Origin of the sequence: Sneathiella sp. (genome assembly GCF_002694385.1) — a bacterium.
GTDB lineage: Bacteria > Pseudomonadota > Alphaproteobacteria > Sneathiellales > Sneathiellaceae > Sneathiella.
Genome location: NZ_NZMB01000012.1, coordinates 644,497 through 667,690, shown reverse-complemented (window position 1 = coordinate 667,690; position 23,194 = coordinate 644,497). Strand labels below are relative to the sequence as shown.

20 protein-coding genes, 1 tRNA gene and 1 riboswitch are annotated in these 23,194 nt (G+C 56.0%); of the genes, 12 read left to right on the top strand and 9 right to left on the bottom strand.

Annotated features, from left to right (window positions below):
- Positions 1-100: 100 nt before the first annotated feature.
- Both groL and groES read right to left on the bottom strand, forming a co-directional pair.
- Complete coding sequence (gene groL / locus CMN55_RS09850; protein WP_293949621.1) at positions 101-1,747, bottom strand: chaperonin GroEL; 1,647 nt, start codon at positions 1,745-1,747, stop codon at positions 101-103.
- A gap of 30 nt (positions 1,748-1,777) precedes the next feature.
- Complete coding sequence (gene groES / locus CMN55_RS09845; protein ID WP_293949620.1) at positions 1,778-2,065, bottom strand: co-chaperone GroES; 288 nt, start codon at positions 2,063-2,065, stop codon at positions 1,778-1,780.
- A gap of 299 nt (positions 2,066-2,364) precedes the next feature.
- Here groES and argS point away from each other — a divergent pair, with 299 nt between their 5' ends.
- The 4 genes from argS to CMN55_RS09825 all read left to right on the top strand — a co-directional run bounded on the left by argS (position 2,365) and on the right by CMN55_RS09825 (position 7,581).
- Positions 2,365-4,137, top strand: a complete 1,773-nt coding sequence (gene argS, locus CMN55_RS09840) for an arginine--tRNA ligase (protein ID WP_293949619.1) — start codon at positions 2,365-2,367, stop codon at positions 4,135-4,137.
- Between the two features lie 71 nt (positions 4,138-4,208).
- The gene (fbaA, locus tag CMN55_RS09835) at positions 4,209-5,291 is read left to right on the top strand and encodes a class II fructose-bisphosphate aldolase (RefSeq protein ID WP_293949618.1); all 1,083 of its coding nucleotides are present in this window, start codon (positions 4,209-4,211) and stop codon (positions 5,289-5,291) included.
- Between the two features lie 95 nt (positions 5,292-5,386).
- Positions 5,387-5,842: a MarR family winged helix-turn-helix transcriptional regulator gene (locus tag CMN55_RS09830; protein WP_293949617.1), complete on the top strand. Its 456-nt coding sequence runs from the start codon at positions 5,387-5,389 to the stop codon at positions 5,840-5,842.
- A complete protein-coding gene (locus CMN55_RS09825) occupies positions 5,839-7,581 on the top strand; it encodes a SulP family inorganic anion transporter (protein WP_293949616.1) in 1,743 nt (580 codons plus the stop codon). The genes CMN55_RS09830 and CMN55_RS09825 overlap by 4 nt, the downstream gene beginning before the upstream one ends.
- Here the strand turns inward: CMN55_RS09825 and ggt are convergent.
- Both ggt and CMN55_RS09815 read right to left on the bottom strand, forming a co-directional pair.
- A complete protein-coding gene (gene ggt, locus CMN55_RS09820) occupies positions 7,578-9,167 on the bottom strand; it encodes a gamma-glutamyltransferase (RefSeq protein ID WP_293949615.1) in 1,590 nt (529 codons plus the stop codon). The genes CMN55_RS09825 and ggt overlap by 4 nt on opposite strands.
- Before the next feature lie 108 nt (positions 9,168-9,275).
- On the bottom strand, positions 9,276-9,491 hold the full coding sequence (locus CMN55_RS09815) for a DUF4170 domain-containing protein (protein ID WP_293949614.1): 216 nt from the start codon (positions 9,489-9,491) through the stop codon (positions 9,276-9,278).
- 929 nt (positions 9,492-10,420) lie between these two features.
- On the opposite strand from CMN55_RS09815, the gene CMN55_RS17205 reads away from it, so the two are divergent.
- Positions 10,421-12,055 carry an adenylate/guanylate cyclase domain-containing protein gene (locus tag CMN55_RS17205; RefSeq protein ID WP_366932000.1) on the top strand — a complete coding sequence of 545 codons (1,635 nt, stop codon included), beginning with the start codon at positions 10,421-10,423 and terminating at the stop codon, positions 12,053-12,055.
- Positions 12,056-12,063: 8 nt separating this feature from the next.
- Here the strand turns inward: CMN55_RS17205 and CMN55_RS09810 are convergent, their stop codons facing one another.
- Entirely contained in the window at positions 12,064-12,882 is an 819-nt protein-coding gene (locus tag CMN55_RS09810) for a NifU family protein (RefSeq protein WP_293949613.1), read from the bottom strand.
- Between the two features lie 103 nt (positions 12,883-12,985).
- Between CMN55_RS09810 and CMN55_RS09805 the strand changes: the two genes are divergently transcribed.
- The 3 genes from CMN55_RS09805 (at position 12,986) to fumC (ending at position 16,666) form a co-directional block, all read left to right on the top strand.
- Positions 12,986-13,756 (top strand): enoyl-CoA hydratase, encoded by a 771-nt coding sequence (locus CMN55_RS09805; RefSeq protein WP_293949612.1) that lies wholly within the window; start codon positions 12,986-12,988, stop codon positions 13,754-13,756.
- Positions 13,757-13,821: 65 nt separating this feature from the next.
- Positions 13,822-15,063: a GGDEF domain-containing protein gene (locus CMN55_RS09800; protein WP_293949611.1), complete on the top strand. Its 1,242-nt coding sequence runs from the start codon at positions 13,822-13,824 to the stop codon at positions 15,061-15,063.
- 211 nt (positions 15,064-15,274) lie between these two features.
- The gene (gene fumC, locus CMN55_RS09795) at positions 15,275-16,666 is read left to right on the top strand and encodes a class II fumarate hydratase (RefSeq protein WP_293949610.1); all 1,392 of its coding nucleotides are present in this window, start codon (positions 15,275-15,277) and stop codon (positions 16,664-16,666) included.
- Positions 16,667-16,683: 17 nt separating this feature from the next.
- Here the strand turns inward: fumC and CMN55_RS09790 are convergent.
- Positions 16,684-16,757 (bottom strand) — tRNA-Gly (locus CMN55_RS09790).
- A gap of 76 nt (positions 16,758-16,833) precedes the next feature.
- Positions 16,834-16,911, top strand: a riboswitch (SAM riboswitch).
- Between the two features lie 45 nt (positions 16,912-16,956).
- On the opposite strand from CMN55_RS09790, the gene metZ reads away from it, so the two are divergent.
- The 4 genes from metZ (at position 16,957) to CMN55_RS09770 (ending at position 20,816) form a co-directional block, all read left to right on the top strand.
- A complete protein-coding gene (gene metZ, locus CMN55_RS09785; RefSeq protein ID WP_293949609.1) occupies positions 16,957-18,171 on the top strand; it encodes an O-succinylhomoserine sulfhydrylase in 1,215 nt (404 codons plus the stop codon).
- A 147-nt stretch (positions 18,172-18,318) separates the two neighbouring features.
- Positions 18,319-18,711, top strand: coding sequence for a Co2+/Mg2+ efflux protein ApaG (gene apaG, locus CMN55_RS09780; protein ID WP_366932021.1), 393 nt, complete (start codon positions 18,319-18,321; stop codon positions 18,709-18,711).
- Positions 18,712-18,745: 34 nt separating this feature from the next.
- On the top strand, positions 18,746-19,351 hold the full coding sequence (folE, locus tag CMN55_RS09775; RefSeq protein ID WP_293949607.1) for a GTP cyclohydrolase I FolE: 606 nt from the start codon (positions 18,746-18,748) through the stop codon (positions 19,349-19,351).
- Positions 19,352-19,364: 13 nt separating this feature from the next.
- Positions 19,365-20,816: a TrkH family potassium uptake protein gene (locus CMN55_RS09770; RefSeq protein ID WP_293949606.1), complete on the top strand. Its 1,452-nt coding sequence runs from the start codon at positions 19,365-19,367 to the stop codon at positions 20,814-20,816.
- A gap of 4 nt (positions 20,817-20,820) precedes the next feature.
- Here the strand turns inward: CMN55_RS09770 and CMN55_RS09765 are convergent, their stop codons facing one another.
- From CMN55_RS09765 to hslO, 3 genes are all read right to left on the bottom strand, one after another.
- Positions 20,821-21,486: a CerR family C-terminal domain-containing protein gene (locus tag CMN55_RS09765; protein ID WP_293949605.1), complete on the bottom strand. Its 666-nt coding sequence runs from the start codon at positions 21,484-21,486 to the stop codon at positions 20,821-20,823.
- Between the two features lie 107 nt (positions 21,487-21,593).
- Positions 21,594-22,187: a hypothetical protein gene (locus tag CMN55_RS09760; protein ID WP_293949604.1), complete on the bottom strand. Its 594-nt coding sequence runs from the start codon at positions 22,185-22,187 to the stop codon at positions 21,594-21,596.
- A 97-nt stretch (positions 22,188-22,284) separates the two neighbouring features.
- The gene (gene hslO, locus CMN55_RS09755; protein WP_293949603.1) at positions 22,285-23,190 is read right to left on the bottom strand and encodes an Hsp33 family molecular chaperone HslO; all 906 of its coding nucleotides are present in this window, start codon (positions 23,188-23,190) and stop codon (positions 22,285-22,287) included.
- Positions 23,191-23,194: the final 4 nt, after the last annotated feature.

Sequence of the window (23,194 nt, the reverse complement as noted above, 5' to 3'; positions counted from 1 at the left end):
GCAGATATGCAGACTTCTGTCTCGCCGCAATAATGACGCAGCAAAAAGGGCCGCTCCCTCAGGGAGCGGCCCTTTTCTTTTAAATCGGATCAGCGGTGGCTTAGAAGCCCATGCCGCCCATACCGCCCATGCCGCCCATATCAGGCATTGCCGGAGCGCCACCGTCCTTCGCCGGAAGATCAGCGATCATGGCTTCGGTGGTGATCAGCAGGCCAGCGATAGAAGCGGCATCTTCCAGAGCCGCGCGCACAACCTTGGCCGGGTCAATAACGCCCGCGGCCGGCATGTCACCATATTCGCCTGTCTGGGCATTGAAACCGAAAGTCGTGCTCTTCTGTTCCAGCAGCTTGCCCACAACGACAGCCCCGTCGGAACCGGCGTTTTCAGCAATCTGGCGGCACGGCGCCTGCAAAGCGCGACGCACGATCTTGATGCCGACATTCTGGTCCTCGTTCGCACCGCTCAGGCCATCAAGGGCGCGGGAAGCATACAGCAAGGCAACGCCACCACCGGCAACAATGCCTTCCTCAACAGCCGCGCGGGTTGCGTGAAGCGCATCATCAACGCGGTCCTTGCGTTCCTTCACTTCAACTTCCGTTGCGCCGCCAACCTTGATTACGGCAACACCGCCAGCGAGCTTGGCCAGACGTTCCTGCAGCTTTTCACGGTCATAATCGGAGCTGGTTTCTTCCACCTGCTTGCGGATCTGGTTGCAACGGCCTTCGATATCAGCCTTTTCGCCAGCGCCATCAATGATGGTGGTTTCTTCCTTGGAGATGGAAACAGACTTCGCCGTGCCGAGCATCTCAAGACCAACGCTTTCAAGCTTGATGCCGAGTTCTTCGGAAATAACCTGACCACCGGTCAGGATTGCGATGTCTTCCAGCATTGCCTTGCGGCGGTCACCGAAGCCCGGAGCCTTGACAGCCGCAACCTTGAGGCCGCCGCGCAGCTTGTTGACCACGAGTGTCGCCAGGGCTTCGCCTTCAATGTCTTCCGCAATGATGAGAAGCGGCTTGCCGGACTGAACAACGGCTTCGAGAAGCGGCAGCATCGGCTGCAGATTGGTCAGTTTCTTTTCGTGCAGCAGAATGAGGGGATTGTCGAGATCGGCAACCATCTTTTCTGCGTTGGTCACGAAGTAGGGAGAGAGGTAGCCGCGGTCGAACTGCATGCCTTCCACAACATCAAGTTCAGTCGCAAGGCCCTTGGCTTCTTCAACCGTGATGACGCCTTCATTGCCGACGCGCTGCATGGCTTCGGAAATGATGCTGCCGATTTCGGATTCGCCGTTGGCGGAAATGGTGCCAACCTGGGCAATTTCATCCTGGCTGGAGACCGGCTTGGACATGTCCTTGATGGAACCGACAGCCTTGGCGACCGCCAGATCAATACCGCGCTTCAGATCCATCGGGTTCATGGCGGCGGCAACGGCCTTCAGGCCTTCCTGGATGATGGACTGGGCGAGAACCGTCGCCGTTGTCGTGCCGTCACCGGCAACATCGTTGGTCTTGGAAGCAACTTCCTTGACCATCTGCGCGCCCATATTTTCAAACTTATCTTCAAGCTCGATTTCCTTGGCAACGCTCACGCCGTCCTTGGTGATGCGCGGGGCGCCGAAGGATTTGTCGATCACAACATTGCGGCCTTTCGGGCCAAGGGTCACTTTCACGGCGTCGGCCAGCGTATTTACGCCTTTCAGCATGCGGCGACGTGCGTCTGTGTTAAATTTGACTTCTTTTGCCATTTCTATCTTCCTCAATCACAATTGTGCGGATTAGGCCAGAATGCCCATGATGTCTGATTCTTTCATGATCAGGAGATCTTCCCCATCGACCTTGATTTCAGTGCCGGACCATTTGCCAAAGACAACTTTGTCGCCGACTTTCACATCAAGCGGGCGAACGCTGCCATCTTCTGCGATGGAACCCGTGCCAACGGCCAGAACATTGCCCTGTGAGGGTTTTTCCTGTGCACTGTCAACGAGGATAATCCCGCCAGCCGTCTTTTCTTCGGCTTCAACGCGCTTGACCAATACGCGATCATGCAATGGACGAAAATTCATAAATATCTCCCTCATCCTAAGGTTTATATCGTCATTTGAGATTCATTAGCACTCATCCACATAGAGTGCTAACAATTGCAGCAAGGATGTAGTCAAAAGCCGTCCCGCTGTCAAGGGAGGAGTAAAGAATCTGCAACCGTACCAGCAGATCACAGGGATTTCCGCATATCCCGGCAGAATATTGCCAATTTTCTTGGCCCGACCCGTATTTTCCATTAGATAGAGCCTCAACATCGCTGCACGTAAGATCAATGCATCGCCTGTACAAGTGACGAAATGAAAATGGCCCGGATAATTCAGTGACAAATTCCCTTCTCTCCCAGCTCAGCCATACGGTCGGCCAGGCCTTTGCCGCCATTGGCCTTGATCCGGCATTTGGCAAAACATTCACTTCGCAACGTCGTGACCTGGGACAGTTCCAGTGCAATGGCGCGCTCGCCGCCGCCAAGCAGGCCGGCCGCAACCCGCGAGAAATCGGCGCCGAGGCGATTGCAGAGCTGGAAAAAACAGGCCTGTTTGCTGATCTGACCCTCGCCGGACCCGGTTTCATCAATCTGAAGCTGTCCGATGATTTTCTGACCGGCCATATCAGCGATATCGCGGCGGATGCCTGGTTCGGCGCCCGCAGCGGCCATACCCCGCAGAAAGTCATTCTTGATTACGGGGGGCCGAATGTCGCCAAGGCCATGCATGTAGGACATTTGCGCGCCACCATCATCGGGGAGAGCCTTCGCCGCCTGCGCCTCTTTCTGGGCGATGAGGTCATCAGCGATGTACATTTCGGTGACTGGGGCCTGCCGATGGGCCTGTTGATCAAGGAGATCGAGCGCCGCCAGCCGGACCTGCCCTATTTCGACAAGGATTATACTGGCCCCTACCCTGCGGCATCCCCTGTGACCGTTGAAGAACTGCAGGAATTGTATCCCGCCGCCTCCAGCCGCAGCAAAGAAGATCCCGCTTTTCTGGAGGCGGCCCGCTCCGCCACCTTTGAATTGCAGCAGGGACGTGCAGGATATCGCGCGCTCTGGCAGCATATGCGCGATGTCTCCATTGAAGAAACCCGCACCGACTTTGATCTCCTCGGCGCCCATTTCACTGAATGGAAGGGTGAGGCCGATACGAATGAGCATATCCCGCTCATGCTCGCCCGGTTGAAAGAGGCAGGCTATTCCGAGATTTCCGATGGCGCCGTTGTTGTCCGTGTTTCCGAGGAAAGCGACAAGAAGGAAATGCCGCCGCTGATCCTTGAGAAATCCGATGGCGCGGTGATGTATGGCACCACCGATCTTGCCACCATAGAGATGCGCAGTATGGAGCATGAACCGGACAGCATTCTTTATGTTGTCGATGCCCGCCAGAGCCTGCATTTCGAGCAGGTATTCCGCGCCGCTCGCAAATGTCACAGCCTGAAGCCGGAATGTCACCTGGAACATATCGGCTTCGGCACTGTGAACGGCAAGGATGGCAAGCCCCTGAAAACCCGCGACGGCGGCGTCGTCCGTCTCCGAAGCCTGATCGAGGACGCCATAGGCGAGGCCCGCAAGGTTGTCAAGGAAACAGCCGGTATGTCAGAGCGGTTCGATGCGGATGAACTTGCGGATATTTCCACCAAGGTTGGGATCGCCGCGATCAAATATGCTGACCTCTCCAATCAGCGGATGTCCAACTATATCTTCGATCTGGAGCGCTTCACAAAGTTCGAGGGGCGCACCGGTCCTTATCAGATGTATGCCGCCGTCCGCATCAAGTCCATGCTGCGCAAGGCTGCGGAACAAGGGTTGACGGAAGGACGGCTTCTCGCCGGAATGGAGGCGGAGCGAAACCTCATGCTGGCTCTCGCCTCCCTGCCCGAGGCTATCGCAGTGGCGGCCGAAAAGAATGCGCCCAACATCCTGTGCGATCATGTTTACGCCCTCAGCCAGGAGTTCAACGCCTTCTATCATGAATGCCCTGTTCTCGGCGAGGCGGAGGCGGATATCCGCGCCTCCCGCCTGCGCTTATGCGCCATTACCCTGCGCCAGATGGAACAGGTTCTCGGCATTCTCGGGATTGATGTTCCCGAACGGATGTAAAGAATTTTAAAGAGTTTTCATCTATCTTTTCGACCAAATCGCAAAACTATTCAGAACAAAGGAATCAAGACGTGCCAGAGGAAGTCAAGAAACTGAAGCCGGGTGTCGTAACGGGAAGCGACTATCTGACCCTCGTGAAAAACTGCAAGGCGCGGGGCTTTGCCCTGCCCGCCATTAATGTAACCAGCACGAATACGCTGAACGCCGCCCTTGAAGGCGCCATGAACAGCAAATCCGACATCATCATTCAGCTATCCAATGGCGGCGCGCAGTTCTTTGCAGGCAAGGGCATCAAGGATGTGGAAAAGGCCCGCGTTCTCGGCGCCATTTCCGCGGCTCGTCACGCCCATACTGTGGCCAAGGCATATGGCATCTGCGTCGTGCTACATACCGATCATGCCGACAAAAAACTGATTCCCTGGGTTGAAAGCCTGATTGACGCGAGCGAAGCAGAATATGAAGTGACCGGAAAGCCCCTGTTCAGCTCTCATATGCTGGATCTTTCCGAAGAACCGATTGACGAAAATCTGGCGGAATGCGAGCGCGTGTTGAAACGTCTCGCCAAAATCGACATGAGCCTTGAAATCGAGCTTGGCGTAACCGGCGGTGAAGAAGATGGCGTCGGCAGCGATATTGACCAGATGGATAACAGCAAGCTCTACACACAGCCTTCGGAAGTCTTGCAGGCCTACGAAAAACTCTCCCCCATCGGGCATTTTTCCGTCGCCGCCGCCTTTGGCAACGTTCATGGTGTTTACAAACCCGGCAATGTCCAGCTTCGACCGGAAATTCTAAAGGCATCACAACAGCATATCCAGAGCGTCTATGACACGACAGAGCGGCCGCTTGATTTCGTCTTCCATGGCGGCTCCGGCTCCAGCCCAGAAGAAATCGCCGAAGCCGTCAGCTATGGCGTCTTCAAGATGAATGTGGACACCGACACCCAGTTTGCCTTTTCCAAACCCGTCGGCGCCTATGTGGAAGCACATCCAAAGGCCTTCAAATATCAGATTGATCCCGAGGATGGCACACCGTTCAAGAAACATTACGATCCCCGGGCCTGGCTACGCGACTGCGAAAAATCCATGGCGGAGCGCGTTCAACAAGCCTGTGCGGAACTCGGCGCAACCGGAAAATCTATCGCTGGGGCGTAAATCGTCACCGCTGATCCCGCCAAATGAGGCCGCGACTGTTTCGCGGCCTTTTTTGTCAGCTTGATTATAGTAGGCATAGCAACTATAATCTTCCCATGTTAAGCAAACAGGACAACACGCTGGGCACGCTGGTGCATGAAGTTGCGCATCTTTTGCGCACCGTCATAGACCGGAGAGTGGAGCCCTATAACCTGACGCGGGCGAAATGGCTGGCCCTCGGCGTTCTGGATCGGCGTGAGGGGATCACCCAGACGGAGCTGGCGGATTATCTGGAACTGGACAAATCCACCATCGGACGGCTGATCGACCGGTTGGTGCAGCGGGGTTTCGTTGAACGCCGGAGAGATCCGGCAGACCGCCGCGCCTATCGCCTCTATTTCACCGAAGCCGCCCAGCCGATCCTGACCGAGCTTGAAACAGTTGCCGATGGCGTACGGGAGGAGGCGCTGCGCGGGATTGCCACGGAAGATCGGGAACGGCTTATTGCCCTTCTCGGTCAGGTAAAGAAAAACCTGCTGCAAACGCGGCACGATAGTGATCCAAATAAATGATCGGCGACAGACAATTGCCGGGTAATGCCTCAACTGCTTCCCCCGCATGGCATCTCTTTGTCCCCAAGCTCTACACATTGTTGCGTCATGGCTATAGCTGGGGCGACTTCCGCCATGACGCCCTTGCCGGACTGACCGTCGCCATCGTTGCACTCCCCCTTGCCATGGCACTCGCCATCGCATCGGGCACGACACCGGACAAGGGGCTGATAACCGCTATTGTGGCCGGATTTCTTATCTCTGCCCTCGGCGGCAGCCGTTTTCAGATCGGCGGCCCCACCGGTGCCTTCGTCGTCGTCGTCTTCGATGTGATCCGAACGCATGGATATGACGGACTCGTCATTGCCACGATTATGGCCGGTCTCATGCTGGTGATTGCCGGGTATCTCCGCCTTGGCACCTTCATCAAATATATCCCCCAGCCAGTCATCACCGGCTTTACAGCCGGAATTGCGGTGATCATCTTTTCAAGCCAGATAAACGCCTTTTTCGGCTTCGGCATTGACAATCTGCCCGCCGAGGTTTTTGGCCAGTGGGAAACATATCTGGGCTCCCTCGGTCGCACGGATATCATGACCCTTTGCCTGGCGGCCGGAACACTCGCCCTGATTATCGCCTTGCGGCTTTACGCCCCGAAGGCGCCGGGGTTCCTGATTGCCCTGATTGCGGGGGCTGGGATCACGGCAGCGCTCAGCCTTCCCGTCGCAACAATCGGATCGCAATTCGGCACTCTGCCACGCTTCCTGCCCATGCCGACCCTGCCAGATTTTGACTGGCGAGAGCTTCCAACCCTGCTGCCAAGCGCCTTGACCATCGCTTTTCTTGCCGGTGTGGAATCGCTTCTTTCTGCCGTTGTCGCCGATGGCATGACAGGACGACGGCACCGATCCAACTGCGAACTGGTTGCGCAAGGTATTGCCAATATGGCGTCGGGTCTGTTTGGCGGGATGCCTGCAACAGGCGCCATAGCCCGCACGGCCACCAACATAAAATCCGGCGCCCGCACCCCCGTTTCCGGCATGCTGCACGCTGTTTTTCTGCTGCTGATCATGTTGCTGTTCGCTCCGCTTGCGGCCTATGTCCCGCTTGCCTGCCTTGCCGCCGTGCTGGTCATTGTCGCCTGGAATATGAGCGAGGTGGATAGATTCCGGAGCCTGATGCGCGCCTCCATCGGGGAAAGATTGATCCTGCTGACAACATTCCTGCTGACCATCCTCGTCGATCTTACCCTCGCGATCGAAGTTGGCGTTGTCATGGCCGCCCTGTTTTTCATGCACCGCATGGCGAACGCCGTTGAGATCGCAACGGACATCCCCCTTCTGCAGGAGGATCAGGACGACATGACCGGTGCGGAAAAGGAAAAATATGTGCCCGGACATGGCCTGCCGCGCGGGGTTGAAACTTATGAGATTTCCGGCCCGTTCTTTTTCGGCACCGTCTCACTGCTCGCCGATGTCCTGGAACGCATTGACGCACAGACCGATGTCATCATTATCCGCATGGGCAGAGTGCCCATGATGGATGCTACGGGCGCGACGGCGCTCAATGATTTTATTATCCGCAGCCACGCCAAGGGTCGGCTTATCATTCTGTCAGAGGCGGCGCCCGGTCTTCTCAGCCAGCTTGAACGAATGCAGGAAGGAGATGGGCGAGGCAGGTATCTGGTGACCCCTACCTTCGATGAAGCGCGCGACATGGCGATCCGCGATTATGGCGGACAAGACCGGCCGGGCCGTTAATAGGCGAGCGCGCAGCCGTCCTTACGGGATTCAGAACCGGCGGACAGGACGCCCGTTTCCGGATCCACCGCAATGATCTGCCCACCGCCAAGTGGCATGGCCGTGTCCGCCAGCTTGTAACCCATCGCGGCAAGTTCGGCCCGTACGGATGGGGAAATTCCCTGCTCCACCTCCAAAACACCTGCATTATAGAAGGCGCGCGGACAGTCAATCGCCTCCTGCACATCCATGCCATAATTCCAGATATTCGTCAGGACATGGGCATGGCCGACCGGCTGATATCCGCCCCCCATAACCCCATAGGACATGGCCGCCTTGCCGTCTTTCGTCACCATGCCCGGAATGATCGTATGCAGGGGGCGTTTGCCGGGTGCGACACAGTTTGGATGATCCGGATCGATGACAAATCCGAAACCGCGGTTCTGGAAAATCACGCCGGTGTTCGGGCAGGCAATGCCGGAGCCGAACCCCTGATATAGCGAATTGATGAAGGAAACTGCGTTGCGGTCCTTGTCAACCACGGTCAGATAAATCGTATCGCGGTGGCTTTCCAGCGCATTGGCCCCCGTCGGATCACCGGCCTTGCCCTTTTCGATAAATCCGCACAGATGATCGGCAAATTTATCGGAAAGCAGCATCTCGACCGGCACATCAGCCTGCTCCGGGTCGGCCACATATTTATTGCGCGCAAGATAGGCGAGGCGGGCCGCCTCCGCTTCCAGATGCAGCCGCATCGACCCGTTCGGGTCGAGCCCGTCAAGCCCGAGCCGGCTCAGGATATTGAGCATGATCAGCGCCGTGATGCCCTGACCGTTCGGCGGTATCTGGTGCACGCGGTGGCCTGCATAATCCGCATGGATCGGCGTGACATAATTCGCGTTAGTTGCGGCGAAATCTTTCGCTTCGTGTAATCCTCCGGCGGCGCGCAAGCTCTCCACCATCTGTTCGGCAAGAGGCCCTTCGTAGAATGCGGCGCGGCCAGTTTTCGCAATCGCCTTCAAGGTTGCCGCAAGCTCTGGCAGGCGCCAGACACTGCCCGCTTTCGGCGCCTTCCCGTCTTTAAGGAACAGCTTGCTGGCCGCCTCATTCTTCTGAAGTTTGGCAACGCCCATTTCCCAATCCACAGACGTGCGCTGCGTAACGGGGAAACCATTCTCGGCATAGTCGATAGCCGGCGCCAGAATATCTGCGAAATCCATCCGGCCATATGTTTCATGCAGCCTTGTCCAGGCATCAATAGCGCCGGGGATGGTCACGGAATGAACGCTTGTCGGGAGCATCTTGTCAAACCCCTGCGCCCTCAGATAGTCCGCCGTCAGCGCCATGGGCGCCCGGCCTGACCCGTTCAGCCCTTCGACCGCCCCTTCTCCATTGCGGGCGACAAGTGTGAAGCAATCGCCGCCAATCCCTGTCTGCATCGGATCGACAACACATTGCACCGCGCAGGCCGCAATGGCCGCATCCATGGCATTTCCCCCCGCCTTCAGAATGCCGAGACCGGCTTGTGAGGCATGCACATTGGATGTAGCGATGGCGCCATTCAGCCCATATGTAACTGATCGTCCGGCCTGATAGAAATTACGCAAGGGACACCTTCTTCCTTATCGTTATCGTTGTATGTGCGCCAGACTACGCTATCTTTGCAGGATGTGCAAAATTACTGTCGAGGAAAGGCCTCCGGCCGTGCAGATTTCCTACCAGAGGCGGACGATCACATATTTTGTAAAGGCGTCATCCACTTGCATCTGGCTTGCGGCACGCCACGCGGCGAGGGCGTCCTGGTAGGTATTGAAAAAGCCCCGTACATCCATCCCCTTGAGATTGGTAAAATCCTTGCCCCGTGTATCGGCGACCTTGCCCCCGAATACAACGAACAGTTCCTTATCTGTCTTTGAGATTGTTTCAGCCATTGAGTTCCTCACAATCAGGTCGCAATTGACGGCACGGCCTGCCGTCAAATTCAATGTTATTCCCACTCATCGCGCGCCGCCGACAATCCAAATGACACCACGGCAAGCGACAGAAGCACCAGATAGATATTGATGTCTTCCATGCCCGTATTGACCGACAGCCAGCGGACCGCATATTGCGACGCAACCAGACAGGCAACGGACAGCAGCAGATATACGGCAAGCAGAACGGAAGAGAACAGCCGGACAAGACCGACAAGNAATATAACTCCGATCAGGGCGAGCTGNACATTCTGCGGAAACCGCCCATAATCCAGCATCAGCAGGATTGACAGNGCCACCATGACCATCAGCAGGATAACCCAGTAAAACCGCATGAAAAAATTAGCGAAAAGCCCCGCCACAGCNCCCAGNGTAAAAGCGGCGAGACCNATCGACATCGCAAAATGCCGCGCCAGGGTGAAATGNGCCTCNANCGCGCTATAACCGGCATATTTGAANCCGCCCAGCAGCGCCATCGCGCCCATGGCNATAGCCCCAAACGCCCAGAACAGGCTGNCGGGAAAAAAGGCCTGACGCGCCAGATTGAGAGAGATCAGGCAGCANACAAATAGAATTGCTTCAAACGCGACGACCAGATTCATCGCNGNAGTATGGCCTGCTTGTCATCTTTTGTCTACTGATCCNGTCGCTTAGNCTTTGAATGAAATCCCNTCTCATGCTATCCGGTCNNCTATATNCGAGANGACAGGAGCNCGCCGATATCATCCCCNCCTGAAAAAACNGTGAGATCCCTGCCNATTGCGACCGTCCTTGCGGTCACTTTCGGAACGCTTGTCGTGATCACTGTNGTTATCGTCCTNGGAATCACNCTGGTTTCCGGAATAACAAACACGCGCGATCTGCTGATCGACAAAGCCGGNACGGCCATGGAAGCGGCAGAAAACGACCTGCGTGACCTGCTCAATCCCGCCGCCTTTCAGNCCCGCTACATGGCCGAGNTGATCCGCGACNGNAAACTCGATACCGANAATTCCNAACAGCTCNCCGANTTCCTGCTNGGCGCCGTNGCCGGNACGCCGCAAATNACCTCNCTNACCTATGTGACGTCGNNTTTNCAGGTAACGGCCGCNAGTCGGGAAACCCACAGCATCATCACCATGGATGAAAGCAACGANCCNGTCGCCGTTNCGGCNATCGGAGAGCTTGCNCAAAANGCNGAAGGAAGCTGGGGGCCGCTNGTCTATGTGCCGACGCTCGACAACACNGTGCTCAATTTTCGTCAGCCCGTCNTCCGGGACGGATCGTTTCTCGGTGCNATCATCGCCACCATTGCCNTCTCNTCGGTCAATNCCCGCATGGCGACNGCCCCCGTCCTNGCCGACGGGAAGCGNTTTATTCTTTATGGNCTTGACCGGGTATTNACNCANCAGGGNGAAANGGAAAAACCCACNANCCTCAGNACAGAAAATGTTGTGCCNAAACTGGAGGATATTGACGANCCGGTGCTNAANAATATCTGGTCCGGNGACATCCGCAAATTCGATATTNTGAGCAANCAGGACAAATTCAACAGCCTGCATCTNGATCAGGNCGGCAAGCAATATATCTTNATNTACCGGCATCTGGATGGATATGCAGACNGGCCNTTCACNGTCGGGTANTGGATTCTCAATGATGATATTTCGGCTGAGTTCAAACGNCTTTTCCTGGCCGGTATCGCCGGGCTCGCCATNATGCTGCTCAGCGCCTTTTTCGCCATTATGATGGGACGGCGGATATCGAAGCCNATCCTGGCCTTGTCGGAAGCTTCCCGGCAGATATCCAAGCTTGATTTCAGNCANGTAAAACCGCTGTCCCGCAGCCGGTTCAAGGAGGTNAATGAAGCCAACGCCGCCTATAACCGTATGTTGCGGGGGCTGACATGGTTTGAAACCTATGTGCCGAAATCACTGGTGCACAAGNTGATGGAAAGCGGCGAGGCGCGTTCNGAACAACGNGTNGTNACGGTCATGTTTACNGATATCGTCGGATTCACACCGCAGGCCGAGCATATGGNCTCAGANGACGTTGCGAATTTTCTCAATCACCATTTCCGGCTCGTCACCTCCTGCATCGAAAAGGAAGGCGGAACNGTNGACAAATTCATCGGCGATGCCGTCATGGCCTTTTGGGGGGCGCCGGAAATACAGGAAGATCATGCCGCCCGCGCCTGTCGNGCCGCTCTCGCCATCAAGCAGGCAATCCTTGCGGACAACCGGGAAAAGCAGGCTGCTGGGCTGCCANATCTCCACATGCGNATCGGCATCCATACNGGGCCGCTGGTCGTNGGCAATATCGGCTCGCCCGGACGGCTCAACTACACTGTCGTGGGCGATACCGTCAACATCGCCCAGCGGATGGANCANTATGGCAAGAATCTGGGGGANGANCCNTCAGACGANGTCGTGATTNTNATGACAGANGCNACCCATCACGCCAATCCNGNNGTNNCNGCCCAAAAAATCGGGGATTACCGTCTCAANGGCCGCGTTGACCCGGTNACCATATTCCGGCTCGGATAACCGGCAANCTATCNCGACGGCTGATAGTAAGGGTTCGTGCCATCCGCATGATCCGTGATNTCCAGCACTTCGGTGATNGANGGNACCAGATTCTGAATTTCAACGGCAACGCCCTGTTTCAGNGTNACATCGGCCATNCCGCANCCCTGGCACCCGCCNTCAAGCCGCACATAGGCNCGGTCATTCTGCANATCAACAAGAGTGATGCGTCCGCCATGGGCGGCAATCGACGGATTGATNCGCTCCTCCAGCAGTTTCTGAATGGCCACCCCTTCCGGCGTTTTCAGNCCCGGTTTCGGCAGGCTTTCNCGGTAATCGAGAACCGCCGTGATTTCGGGAATNTAATGGCGCAGCATATTCTGAATGCCGGTCAGCATGGTAAAGGCGGAGCCCTGGAATTTCAGATACAGCTTGCCATTCTTATAGCTGTGAAACGCGACATCGCCGCCCGACTGGGTGACCGCAGGGACAATCCGCGTTGCCAGCAGGTCTTTCACCTGATCAATGATTTCGCTATCAAATTCGCCCGCCACTCCGGCGTCTGCTGCCACGGCGTCTTCTCCACTTTGAAAATGCGCGACAATCGCTCCAAAAATTTCTGTGCGCAAGGATGACCAGTCCCGTGAGTCAGACTTGCTAATCAGGATACTCTGCTCCTGCAATGTGACAGACGCCACACCGTCAATATCATAAAGCCGCGCAGCAAGCGGAGAGACATCGGGCGCCTCCTCGGCTGAAACGTAAAGCGGGCCGTTTTCATACACGGCATTCGCCGGCAAGAACTCCAGCTCCGTTGAATTTTCACCTGGCTTTGTCTGAATAAACATCTTTTCGTCCCGCTGCTCATTTCAAGGGATGACGGTTGCAATTCTTCCTGCCATAAAGAGCCATCCCTTTAGTTGTAAAGTAATAATAATAGCGGAGAAAACAATGGCGAATTTTATTCTCACCGAAATCGAAGAAAGAGCGCATGGCAAGGTTGCACGCCTTGCCATCGATAACCAGCGCAAGCTGAATACATTGAACACGGCGGTGATAAAAGAGTTTGCTGAAACAATGGACCGCCTCGATGAAGACAAGGACATTGCCGTGCTTGTCATTACCGGTGCCGGCAACAAAAGCTTCATTGGTGGTGCAGACATCAACCTGATGGCCGGACTCGATCCGGAATCTGCCCGCGAGTTTATCACCAGCATCCATATGACCTGCCACAAGGCGCGGTTTTTCCATGCGCCGGTCATTGCGCGCGTCAATGGCTTCTGCCTCGGCGCCGGAATGGAACTCGCGGCCGCCTGCGATATCGTTGTCGCCGGTAAATCCGCCTCTTTCGCCATGCCGGAGGTGCGGGTTGGCATTCCGTCGGTCGTTGAAGCCGCATTGCTCCCGAAAATTCTCGGCCTCAATCTCGCCCGCGATCTCGTCATGACCGGACGCAGCATCAATGCAGAGGAAGCCTACACCGCCGGGCTGGTGCAGCGGCTTTGCGAAGATGAGGCGCTTGATGCCGCCACCGAAACGGCAATTGAGGAGATTCTGGAAGGCGGCCGCAATGCCATGGCCATTCAGAAACAGCTTTGCAATGACTGGGAGAACAATGCCCTGGAAGACGGTATCCAGATGGGTATTGATGCCTTCGCCCGCGCCTATGAAAGTGACGAACCGGGCCGCATGATGGGCGCCTTTATCAACCGGCCCCGATAAACCACCCAACGTGATGCCCGCCGCCGGAAAAGCGAAAAAAATACCTATCCCCGGGATAATTTGTTATGAAGAAGGCAACGGGTTTGCCGCATCGGGGGTGGGCATCCATGCTGGTCTATTTATATGACGTATTTTCAGGCGGGGGGCGACAGTCGCTGTCCATAGAGGGGCTGGAGCGGTTGTTCTCGACCCAAAGCCACTCCCCGCTTTTGAAACGCCGCCGGGCAAGGGTTATTCTGTCACGGGTGCGGTTTCTGAGTCTGCTCTGCGTTTTTGCCTTCCCCCTCGGATATCTGCTGGATATCCTGACATTCGACAGCGAAAGCTATCACACGCTCGGCATTACGCGTGGGCTGATTTCGGTCCTCTTCCTTGCCCTTTATTTCGGCATCGGTAACGGGGAAACATTGCGGGACGCCTATCGCGCCCTCGGCATCTTTTTTGCCATCCTGCTGGCCTTCCAGGCCATGTATCAGCCCCTGCTGGATGTCATGGATATCTTTGGCGTCACCAGCCTGGCCGCCGCCGGCTATGCCCTCTTCCCATTCCTTATCTTCGCCTGCATCGCCGCCTTCCCTCTTACCGTGAAGGAAGCCGTGCTCACCCTTGTCCTGCTTTTCGTGATTCAGATGCTGATCCTTATCCTGATGCCGGAAAGCGCCAATCCGCAGCAACGCCTCGGCATCCTGCTCACACTCGGTGCAACGGGGTTTCTGTGTACCTTCGGTGCGATCAGTCAGCATCTCTACATCTCCCTGCTTGTCGATCAGGCTTCCATCGACAGCCTGACGGGGACCTATAGCCGCAACAGCGGAGAAGAAATCATCGATGTGCAGTTCCGCATTTCAAAACGCCAGAACACGCCCTTTTCCATCGTTTTCATTGACCTCGACAATTTCAAGGCGATCAATGACCGATACGGGCATGAAGCGGGTGACAGGGTGCTGGCAACCGCCGCCTCCAATATTCGCCGCAATGCCCGCGGATCCGATGTCGTTATCCGCTGGGGCGGGGAGGAATTTGTGATCCTGCTTCCCAACACGGACGCCGCAGGAGCGGTAAAATCCATCCGGCGGCTGCGTAACATCGGGCTCGGCNCGCGGCCCGATGGCCAGATGGTGACCGCCAGCTTCGGTATTGTTGACCGNCAGAGCGTCAACGTNGCCGACTGGTCCGCCCTTGTCGATATTGCCGANAACCAGATGTATGACGCCAAATCGCGNGNCGGGAACGATATTNCGGNCTATATCCCGATGGNGGAAAGNAAATCTCAATCAGATNGNNAGATTTCTGCGGCGGCCGAATGATTCTGAAAATCCTCTCNCTNCTNTTTGCCGTCCTGTTTATCGCGCGNATCCTGTTTGCAAAAAAACTGAANGANATGGGNAAGGCGGCCGANCGCACGCTCAATCTCTTTCTGATCGCCATCGCCATATACTTGCTTCTGCAAGCCGTCCTGTTTTACGGAATGTCATGACCNAAATCTTTTCCGGCTGATGTTCAAAAGGAGATGATGAAATGNCCGAGACACGNATTGAAACNGANACNATGGGCGANNTNGCCGTCCCNGCCGATCGNTACTGGGGCGCGCAGACNGANCGATCNCTNGAAAANTTCANGATCGGNGGNGAAANNCTNCCCNNCNCCCTGATNCGCGCNNTNGGGCTNCAGAAAAAGGCGGCGGCTCTCAGNAACCAGATGCTNGGCAAGCTGGANCCTAAGCTNGNGGATGCCATTCTGNTGGCNGCCGANGANGTGATCAAAGGGGATCTGATTGANCACTTCCCCCTCGTCATCTGGCAGACCGGATCGGGAACGCAGAGCAACATGAATGCNAATGANGTGATTGCCAATCGCGCCAACGAAATACTGGGNNCNCCNCTCGGCAGNAAAAANCCCNTTCATCCNAANGATCANGTCAANATGGGGCAAAGCTCCAACGACAGNTTTCCNACCGCNATGTCCATCGCCGCGGCGGAACAGACAAGTCATCATCTNCTCCCCGCCCTCAACCATCTGCATCAGGCGCTGATGGTGAAGGTGGATGCCTTCGATGATATCGTGAAGATCGGCCGCACCCATACNCAGGACGCNGTGCCCGTCACNCTCGGTCAGGAATTCTCCGGCTATGCCCGGCAGGTTGATCTTGCCATGNCACGNCTCAAGGANTGCCTGCCACGGGTNATGGAGCTGGCNCAAGGNGGCACCGCCNTCGGCACCGGACTGAATGCCGCGCCCGGGTTTGCAGAAACATTCATCACCAACATCGTCAAGCTGACCGGCCTGCCCTTTACCAGCGCGNAAAACAAGTTTGAAGCNATNGCCGCCCATGATGCGCTGGTGGAACTGTCCGGNGCGCTCAANGTCATCGCGGCCAGCCTGATGAAAATCGNCAATGATATCCGCTTNCTGGCCAGCGGNCCNCGCAGCGGNCTNGGNGAGCTGATCCTGCCGGCAAACGAGCCCGGCTCCTCCATCATGCCGGGCAAGNTCAATCCNACCCAGNGCGANGCCCTGACCCAGGTTGCCGCGCAGGTAATGGGAAATCANGTCACCGTCACTGTNGCCGGNTCCAATGGTCATTTTGANCTGAACGCCTTCAAGCCGGTGATTATCTATAATGTCCTGCAATCCATTCGTCTGCTGGGCGATGCCGCTCTCAGTTTCACNGACAATTGTGTCGTCGGGATTGAGGNAAATCGCGCNCGGATCAATGAGTTGATGGCNCAATCCCTGATGCTGGTNACCGCNCTNAANCCNCATATCGGNTATGATAATGCCGCCAANATCGCCAAGAAGGCCTNTGCGGATAACAGCAGCCTGAAAGACGCCGCCATCGCCCTCAAGCTATTGACATCGGAACAGTTTGACGACTGGGTCCGGCCGGAAGANATGGTTGGAAAAGAATAGCGCCACCGGGCGGGAGCTGGAGCGGGCGAAGGGAATCGAACCCTCNTCGTAAGCTTGGGAAGCTTCTGCTCTGCCATTGAGCTACGCCCGCGCGCCTTCCGTTTAAGTACAGAAAGTCACTAGTCTCCGCAACAGAAAATCTTGACAGCCCGAAAGGGGAGGGATAATTATTTTGCCGTGGTGATTTGTGCCGACCGGCTTGCGGCCACGTAAAAGAAACGCTAAAAGGTCGGGGCTCGCAGGAACCCTGATCTATGGTCGGGGTTTTTTTATGCCTCGAAGGTGATGACATGACGGATAGAAAAGCAGCGCAGGGAAGCGCGAAAGAATACCGGACCGCAACAAAATTGGTCCGCGGCGGAACCAGACGATCCCAATTCAACGAGACAAGCGAAGCCATTTATATCAATTCCGGCTTTGTCTATGACAGCGCCGAGCAGGCCGCCGGTCGTTTCAAGGGAGAGAATGAGGGGTTCATCTACTCCCGCTACGCCAATCCAACCCTTTCGATGTTTGAAGAGCGGATGATCCTTCTTGAAGAAGGCGCCGAAGCCGCCCGCGCGACGGCCAGCGGCATGGCCGCCGTCAACGGCGCGCTGATGTCACAACTCAAGGCGGGGGATCATGTGGTCGCGCCGAAGGCGCTGTTTGGTTCCTGTCTTTATATTATCGAGACCATTCTGCCGCGCTTTGGCATCAATATCACCCTTATCGACGGCACCGATATTGATCAGTGGAAAAACGCGCTTACGGAGAAGACGGCCTGCGTCTTTTTTGAAACCCCCTCAAACCCGTCCCTCGAAATCATGGATATCGCCGCCATTTCCGATCTGGCGCACAAGGTTGGGGCAAAGGTGATTGTTGATAATGTCTTTGCAACGCCGGTGTTGCAACATCCGCTTTCCCTTGGCGCCGATATTGTCGTTTATTCCGCCACCAAACATATTGACGGGCAGGGCCGCTGTCTCGGCGGTATTATTCTGGGCTCGGAAGAATTTGTCGAGGATACCCTCGCCCCCTATCTCAAGCATACAGGCCCGGCGCTCAGCCCCTTCAACGCCTGGACTCTCCTCAAAGGTCTGGAAACGCTTGATCTGCGGGTCCAGAAGCATTGTGACAATGCGGAAAAGGTTGCGGCTTTTCTTGCGTCTCATCCCGCTGTGGCCAAGGTCATCTATCCCGGCCTCGAAAGTCATCCGCAGCACGCCCTGGCAAAAGCGCAAATGTCGCGGGGCGGTTCCCTCATCGCCTTCGAGATCGCCGGTAATCAGGAAGATACATTTGCCTTTATCAACGGCCTGTCGCTGATTGACATCAGCAACAATCTCGGTGATGCGAAATCTCTGCTGACCCACCCGACGACAACGACCCATTCCAGCGTCAGCGACGCGACAAAGCTGGAACTGGGGATCACCGAAAGCATGGTGCGGCTGTCGGTCGGCCTTGAAGATGCGGATGATCTCATTGACGACCTCGGATATGCGCTCAACCGGAAGGCCGGTTGAGCGTCATATAGAAACCAATCAACCATCCGGTGATTGGCGCAAAGACCTGTCCGATTTACTGGACAAAATCGTCCCTTGGCGCAATATTCAGGGAATACCCGGCCCGTCGGGCAGGTCGCGGAAGGAAATAAGATGATGGCATCCGGCATCTACAGCAAGACGACCCGGAATATTCGGGTATCGGTAACTCCCATTTATCTCCAGGATCGCTCTCGCCCGGAAGACGGCCTGTATGTCTGGGCCTATCAGGTCAAAATTGAAAATCAGGGGGCGCAAACGGTCACCCTCAGATACCGTCACTGGCGCATCACGGACGCCAAAGGCCACACGGAAACAGTTGATGGGGAAGGCGTTGTGGGCGAACAGCCCGTTCTCGCTCCCGGTGAATCATATGAATATACCAGTGGAACGCCTCTATCGACGCCTTCCGGCATTATGGTCGGCAGCTATGATATGGAGGAAGAAGCGGGCGCTTTTTTCTCCGTTGATATTCCCGCCTTTTCACTGGACAGCCCCGGCGCTATCTCATCTCTTCACTGATCCGCGGCGCATCACATGTTAGGAAGCAGGTCTCATGAACAAGCACACTCACCCCGGCACTCCGGCAAAGGACCGTCCGACCAAGGCAGAGGCGGAAGACGCTGTCCGTACCCTGATCCGCTGGGCGGGAGATGATCCGGCGCGGGAAGGTCTGCGCGGCACGCCTGACCGGGTTGTCCGCTCCTACCTTGAATTTTTTGCGGGTTACAATGAAGACCCTGACGCCTATCTCGCACGCACCTTCGAAGAGGTAAACGGCTATGACGAAATGGTTGTCCTTAAGGATATCCGCGTTGAAAGCTATTGCGAGCATCATATGGTTCCGATCATCGGCGTCGCCCATGTCGCCTATATGCCGAGCAATCGGGTCGTCGGCATTTCCAAGCTTGCGCGGGTGGTGGACGCCTATGCAAAGCGCCTGCAAATCCAGGAAAAGCTCACGCGGCAGATTGCGGAAACAATCGAACGGGCCCTGCAACCCAAGGGCGTTGCCGTCATTATCGAAAGCGCGCATCAGTGCATGACAACGCGGGGCGTGCATAAGGATGGCGTCACCATGGTGACCAGCACCATGCTCGGCGTATTCAGACGCTCGGATATCACCCGCAGAGAACTGCTCTCCTTTATCGACAAAGGCTGAAGATTACCCGCTCGTGATCAACTTTCGCCTGATCCTCACCATCCTTGGCATTCTGCTCGTATTCGTCGGCGGGGCAATGCTGATTCCTGCTGCTGTTGATCTGATAGCCGGCAACACGGACTGGCAGGTCTTTCTCATCTCGGCGGCAATACTTCTGTTCATTGGCGGCGGTCTGTATCTCTCCAATCGCGGTGGCGGCCTGCTGCTGGACCGCAGGCAGGCCTTCATTCTGACAACTGCCGCATGGATTGTCATGCCCGCCGCCGCTGCCCTGCCACTGATGTTCGGCAATCTCGACATTTCCTTCACCGATGCGTTTTTTGAAACCATGTCCGGGCTGACAACCACCGGTGCCACGATCCTGAGCGGACTTGACAACACCCCGCCCGGCATCCTGCTCTGGCGCTCGTTACTGCAATGGTTCGGCGGGATCGGCATTATCGTCATGGCGATTTCCATCCTGCCGCTGCTACGCGTCGGCGGCATGCAGCTTTTCCGGATGGAGTCATCCGACGCTTCATCGGAAAAAATGCTGCCGCGCGTCGGTGATATCGTCAAGGCCATCGGTTATATCTATCTCACCCTCAGCATGATTTGCGTGCTTGCTCTGTGGGCGGCGGGCATGAGCCTGTTTGAAGCCGTCAATCACGCCATGACCACCATCTCGACCGGCGGCTTTTCCACTTCCGACAAATCAGCCGGGTTGTTCGATAACCCGCTGGTGGAAAGCATCATGGTCGTTTTCATGATCATGGGCGCCATGCCTTTCCTGATGTACCTGCATTTCGTCAAGGGCAAGCCGGGCAGCTTCCTGATGGACAGCCAGATCCGCTGGTTTCTGTCGCTCATCCTGTTCAGTATTTTCATAATGGTCTGCTGGCAGATTTTCCGTAATGAAACACCGTTCTGGGACGCCTTACGCCAGGCGACCTTCAGTGTCACATCCGTCATAACGGGAACCGGATTCGCCACGGTGGATTACAGCACCTGGGGCGGATTCGCGATGGCGGGTTTCTTCTTCCTGATGTTTATCGGAGGCTGTGCCGGGTCCGCCTCCTGCAGCATCAAGGTTTTCCGTGTTCAGATTGTTGTCGAAACATTACGTTGCCGTCTGATGCAGATCATTCGCCCCAATGGCATATTCATACCACGCTATAATGGCCGCCCCCTGCCGGATGAAACCATTACCTCGGTCGCGAGTTTCATCTTCCTATTTCTGACAATCTTTGGCCTGATCACGATTGGTCTCAGCCTGACCGGCCTTGATTTCGTGACCGCCCTGTCAAGCGCCGGAACCGCCATCACCAATGTCGGGCCGGGGCTCGGGGAAATTGTCGGGCCTTCCGGGAATTTCCAGTCACTTTCCGATCCCGCCAAATGGATGATGTCCCTCGCCATGCTGCTGGGACGGCTGGAACTCTTTACGGTACTGGTGCTTTTCTCGCGCCGCTTCTGGCTGCGCTGATCCTCTATTTCGGGAAAGGTGCAGGCCTCGGAAGGCCGAGTGATCCAAGCACCAGCCGTATGGCGGCATCTTTCACCTTCTGTGCTTCCTCCGGCCCGATTTCCTGCCAACCCAGCCGCGCTTTTATCACCGCAAGCCCGGCGCCCTGTTGCAGGCAAAACATCAGGATGGCGGAGGCTTCGAGACGAATCGTTTCCTGTGTGCTCGCCTCTCCTCGATATCTGGCGAGCAGGATGACCAGCAGGTCGTGTACGACATTGATGTGCCCCTCCATAATCACCGGAAAACACTCACCCGGCTTGTCTATTTCCCGCAGGATAAGCCGTATTCGCCAGCGGCCTTCCGATGGTAACGTCTCGCCGATGAGGCGGGAGATAAACTCCCGGATGATATCTGCATAAGCCATATGATTACTGTCGGCCGACGCCAGCCGGTGCTCCAGCAATAGCGCAAGATCCCGGCGCAGCGGTTTCAGATCGCGGATAATTTTTTCGAATACCGCCCGGTAAAGCCCTTCCTTATTGTCGAAATGATAGGAGATTGCCGACAGGTTCACCGAGGCCGCCTTCGCAATTTCGCGGGTTGAGACAGCCCCAAAACCGCGCTCCGCAAAGAGGTGGCCTGCAACCTCAACCATCCTGTCAGATGTGGATATTCCGGATTCTGTCATTAAATTGGGTCAATCGTATGAATGGACATAGGCTAGGATAAATTAAGGGACGAACAAGATCGGAACTGCCCTTGCCGGATGGAAAGCCGGGCAGGCCCCGATACCGGCTATCGCAAATAAGCTCCCATAAAGGCCCGAATATTCTTTTCCAACTCCTGGTCAAAAGCCCGCATCAGAGCCTCCACCTGCGTATAATACATTTTCTCACGCTCATTCAGCGTGATCCCCTCCGGCACTGATTTGCTGCGGGTAGCCTCTGCCGTAACGACGGCGGAAGAGCCGGAAATCTCGTTTATCTTGATTTCAACAAGCGCGTGGAATTCGTACAGCTCCGACTGGCTTTTGGTAACCAGCCCTTTCAGACCTGTTTCCTTCGAAAGCTCTTTTTCAACGGCGCTGGCATCCTTGATGGTGACGATGGCGACCGCGCCGCTGTTCCCGGTGGTCTGCAAACGATCCTGAACCCAGTTGCGAATGGACTGGTTGATGGAAACCGGCAATTCATGTTCAACATGCGGCCGTTGCAGAGGCGGGCGAAATTCATCCACAATCCGGATTTCCCCCACATCAAGATATAACGGACGCAGATGCTTAAAAGTAATATCCGGATAAGACGGCGTGGGCGGCGCCTCCACGCAGCCGGTCAGAACGCCTGCCATTATCAGGGAAACCACTGTCAGAAAACGCCGTATGCCTGCCATGTTGCTAAACCTTTTCAGGGAATGGAACCGGCATACTCTATTACGGGCCAAGGCGGAAAGACAACCCTCTCCTTCACGCAAGCGGTTCAATTCCGTGTCAGGCCAGGTCTTTCAGATGTATTTCATATTTGCTGGAGCAGAACTGGCAATCGGCCGTGATCACGCCCTCCGTCGCCATTTCCTCCAGATCATCCCCGGCGAAGGTTTTCAGCGTCGTTTTAACCCTCTCCGCGCTGCAACTGCATTGATCCTCCAGCGCCTGCGGATCATAGAGCCACACTCCGTCTTCATGGAAAATCCTGTACAGCAGCTCCGCTGATTTCAGAACACCGCTTGTCAGCTCTTCCGCCGTGACGGTACGGGCGAGCGCCTGTGCGTTGCGCCAGTTTTCATCCTCGATATCCTGGCTGATCTCGGCCGCACTCTCATCGGGCAGGCGCTGGATCATCAGTCCCCCTGCGCGCCATTTCCCATCCACCTTGTCAACAGAGACCCGCAGCAGCGTTTCAATCTGCTCCGACCTGTCGAAATAATTTTCCATACATTCGGCAAGATTGTCGCCTTCCAGTTCGACAATCCCCTGGTAACGCTTACGATCCGTGCCCGCATCAATCGTGAAGGCGATATAGCCCGTGCCAAGATAGGTCACGACATCGCGCTTGCTGTTCCCGCCAGCAAGTCTTTCGATCAATCCTTCGTCAAAGGATGCGTATCCACGCATATTCCCGGGCGTCGTCATGTCGGCCGCGATCATATTGATTGGGCCGTCGCCTTTGGTCTGAACCGTGAATATCCCGTCGAATTTGAGCGCCCCGCCCAGCATCGCCGCCAGCACAAGCCCTTCCCCCAGAAATCGGGCGACCGCATCGGGGTAGCCGTGCCGGTTAAGAATGGTGTCAACCACACTCCCCATCCGCACGACGCGCCCGCGGACGCCTGATTTCGCCATCTGAAACGGCTGTATCAGATTGTCCGTCATGATTTTCTGACCAGTCTCGGCCATTTGG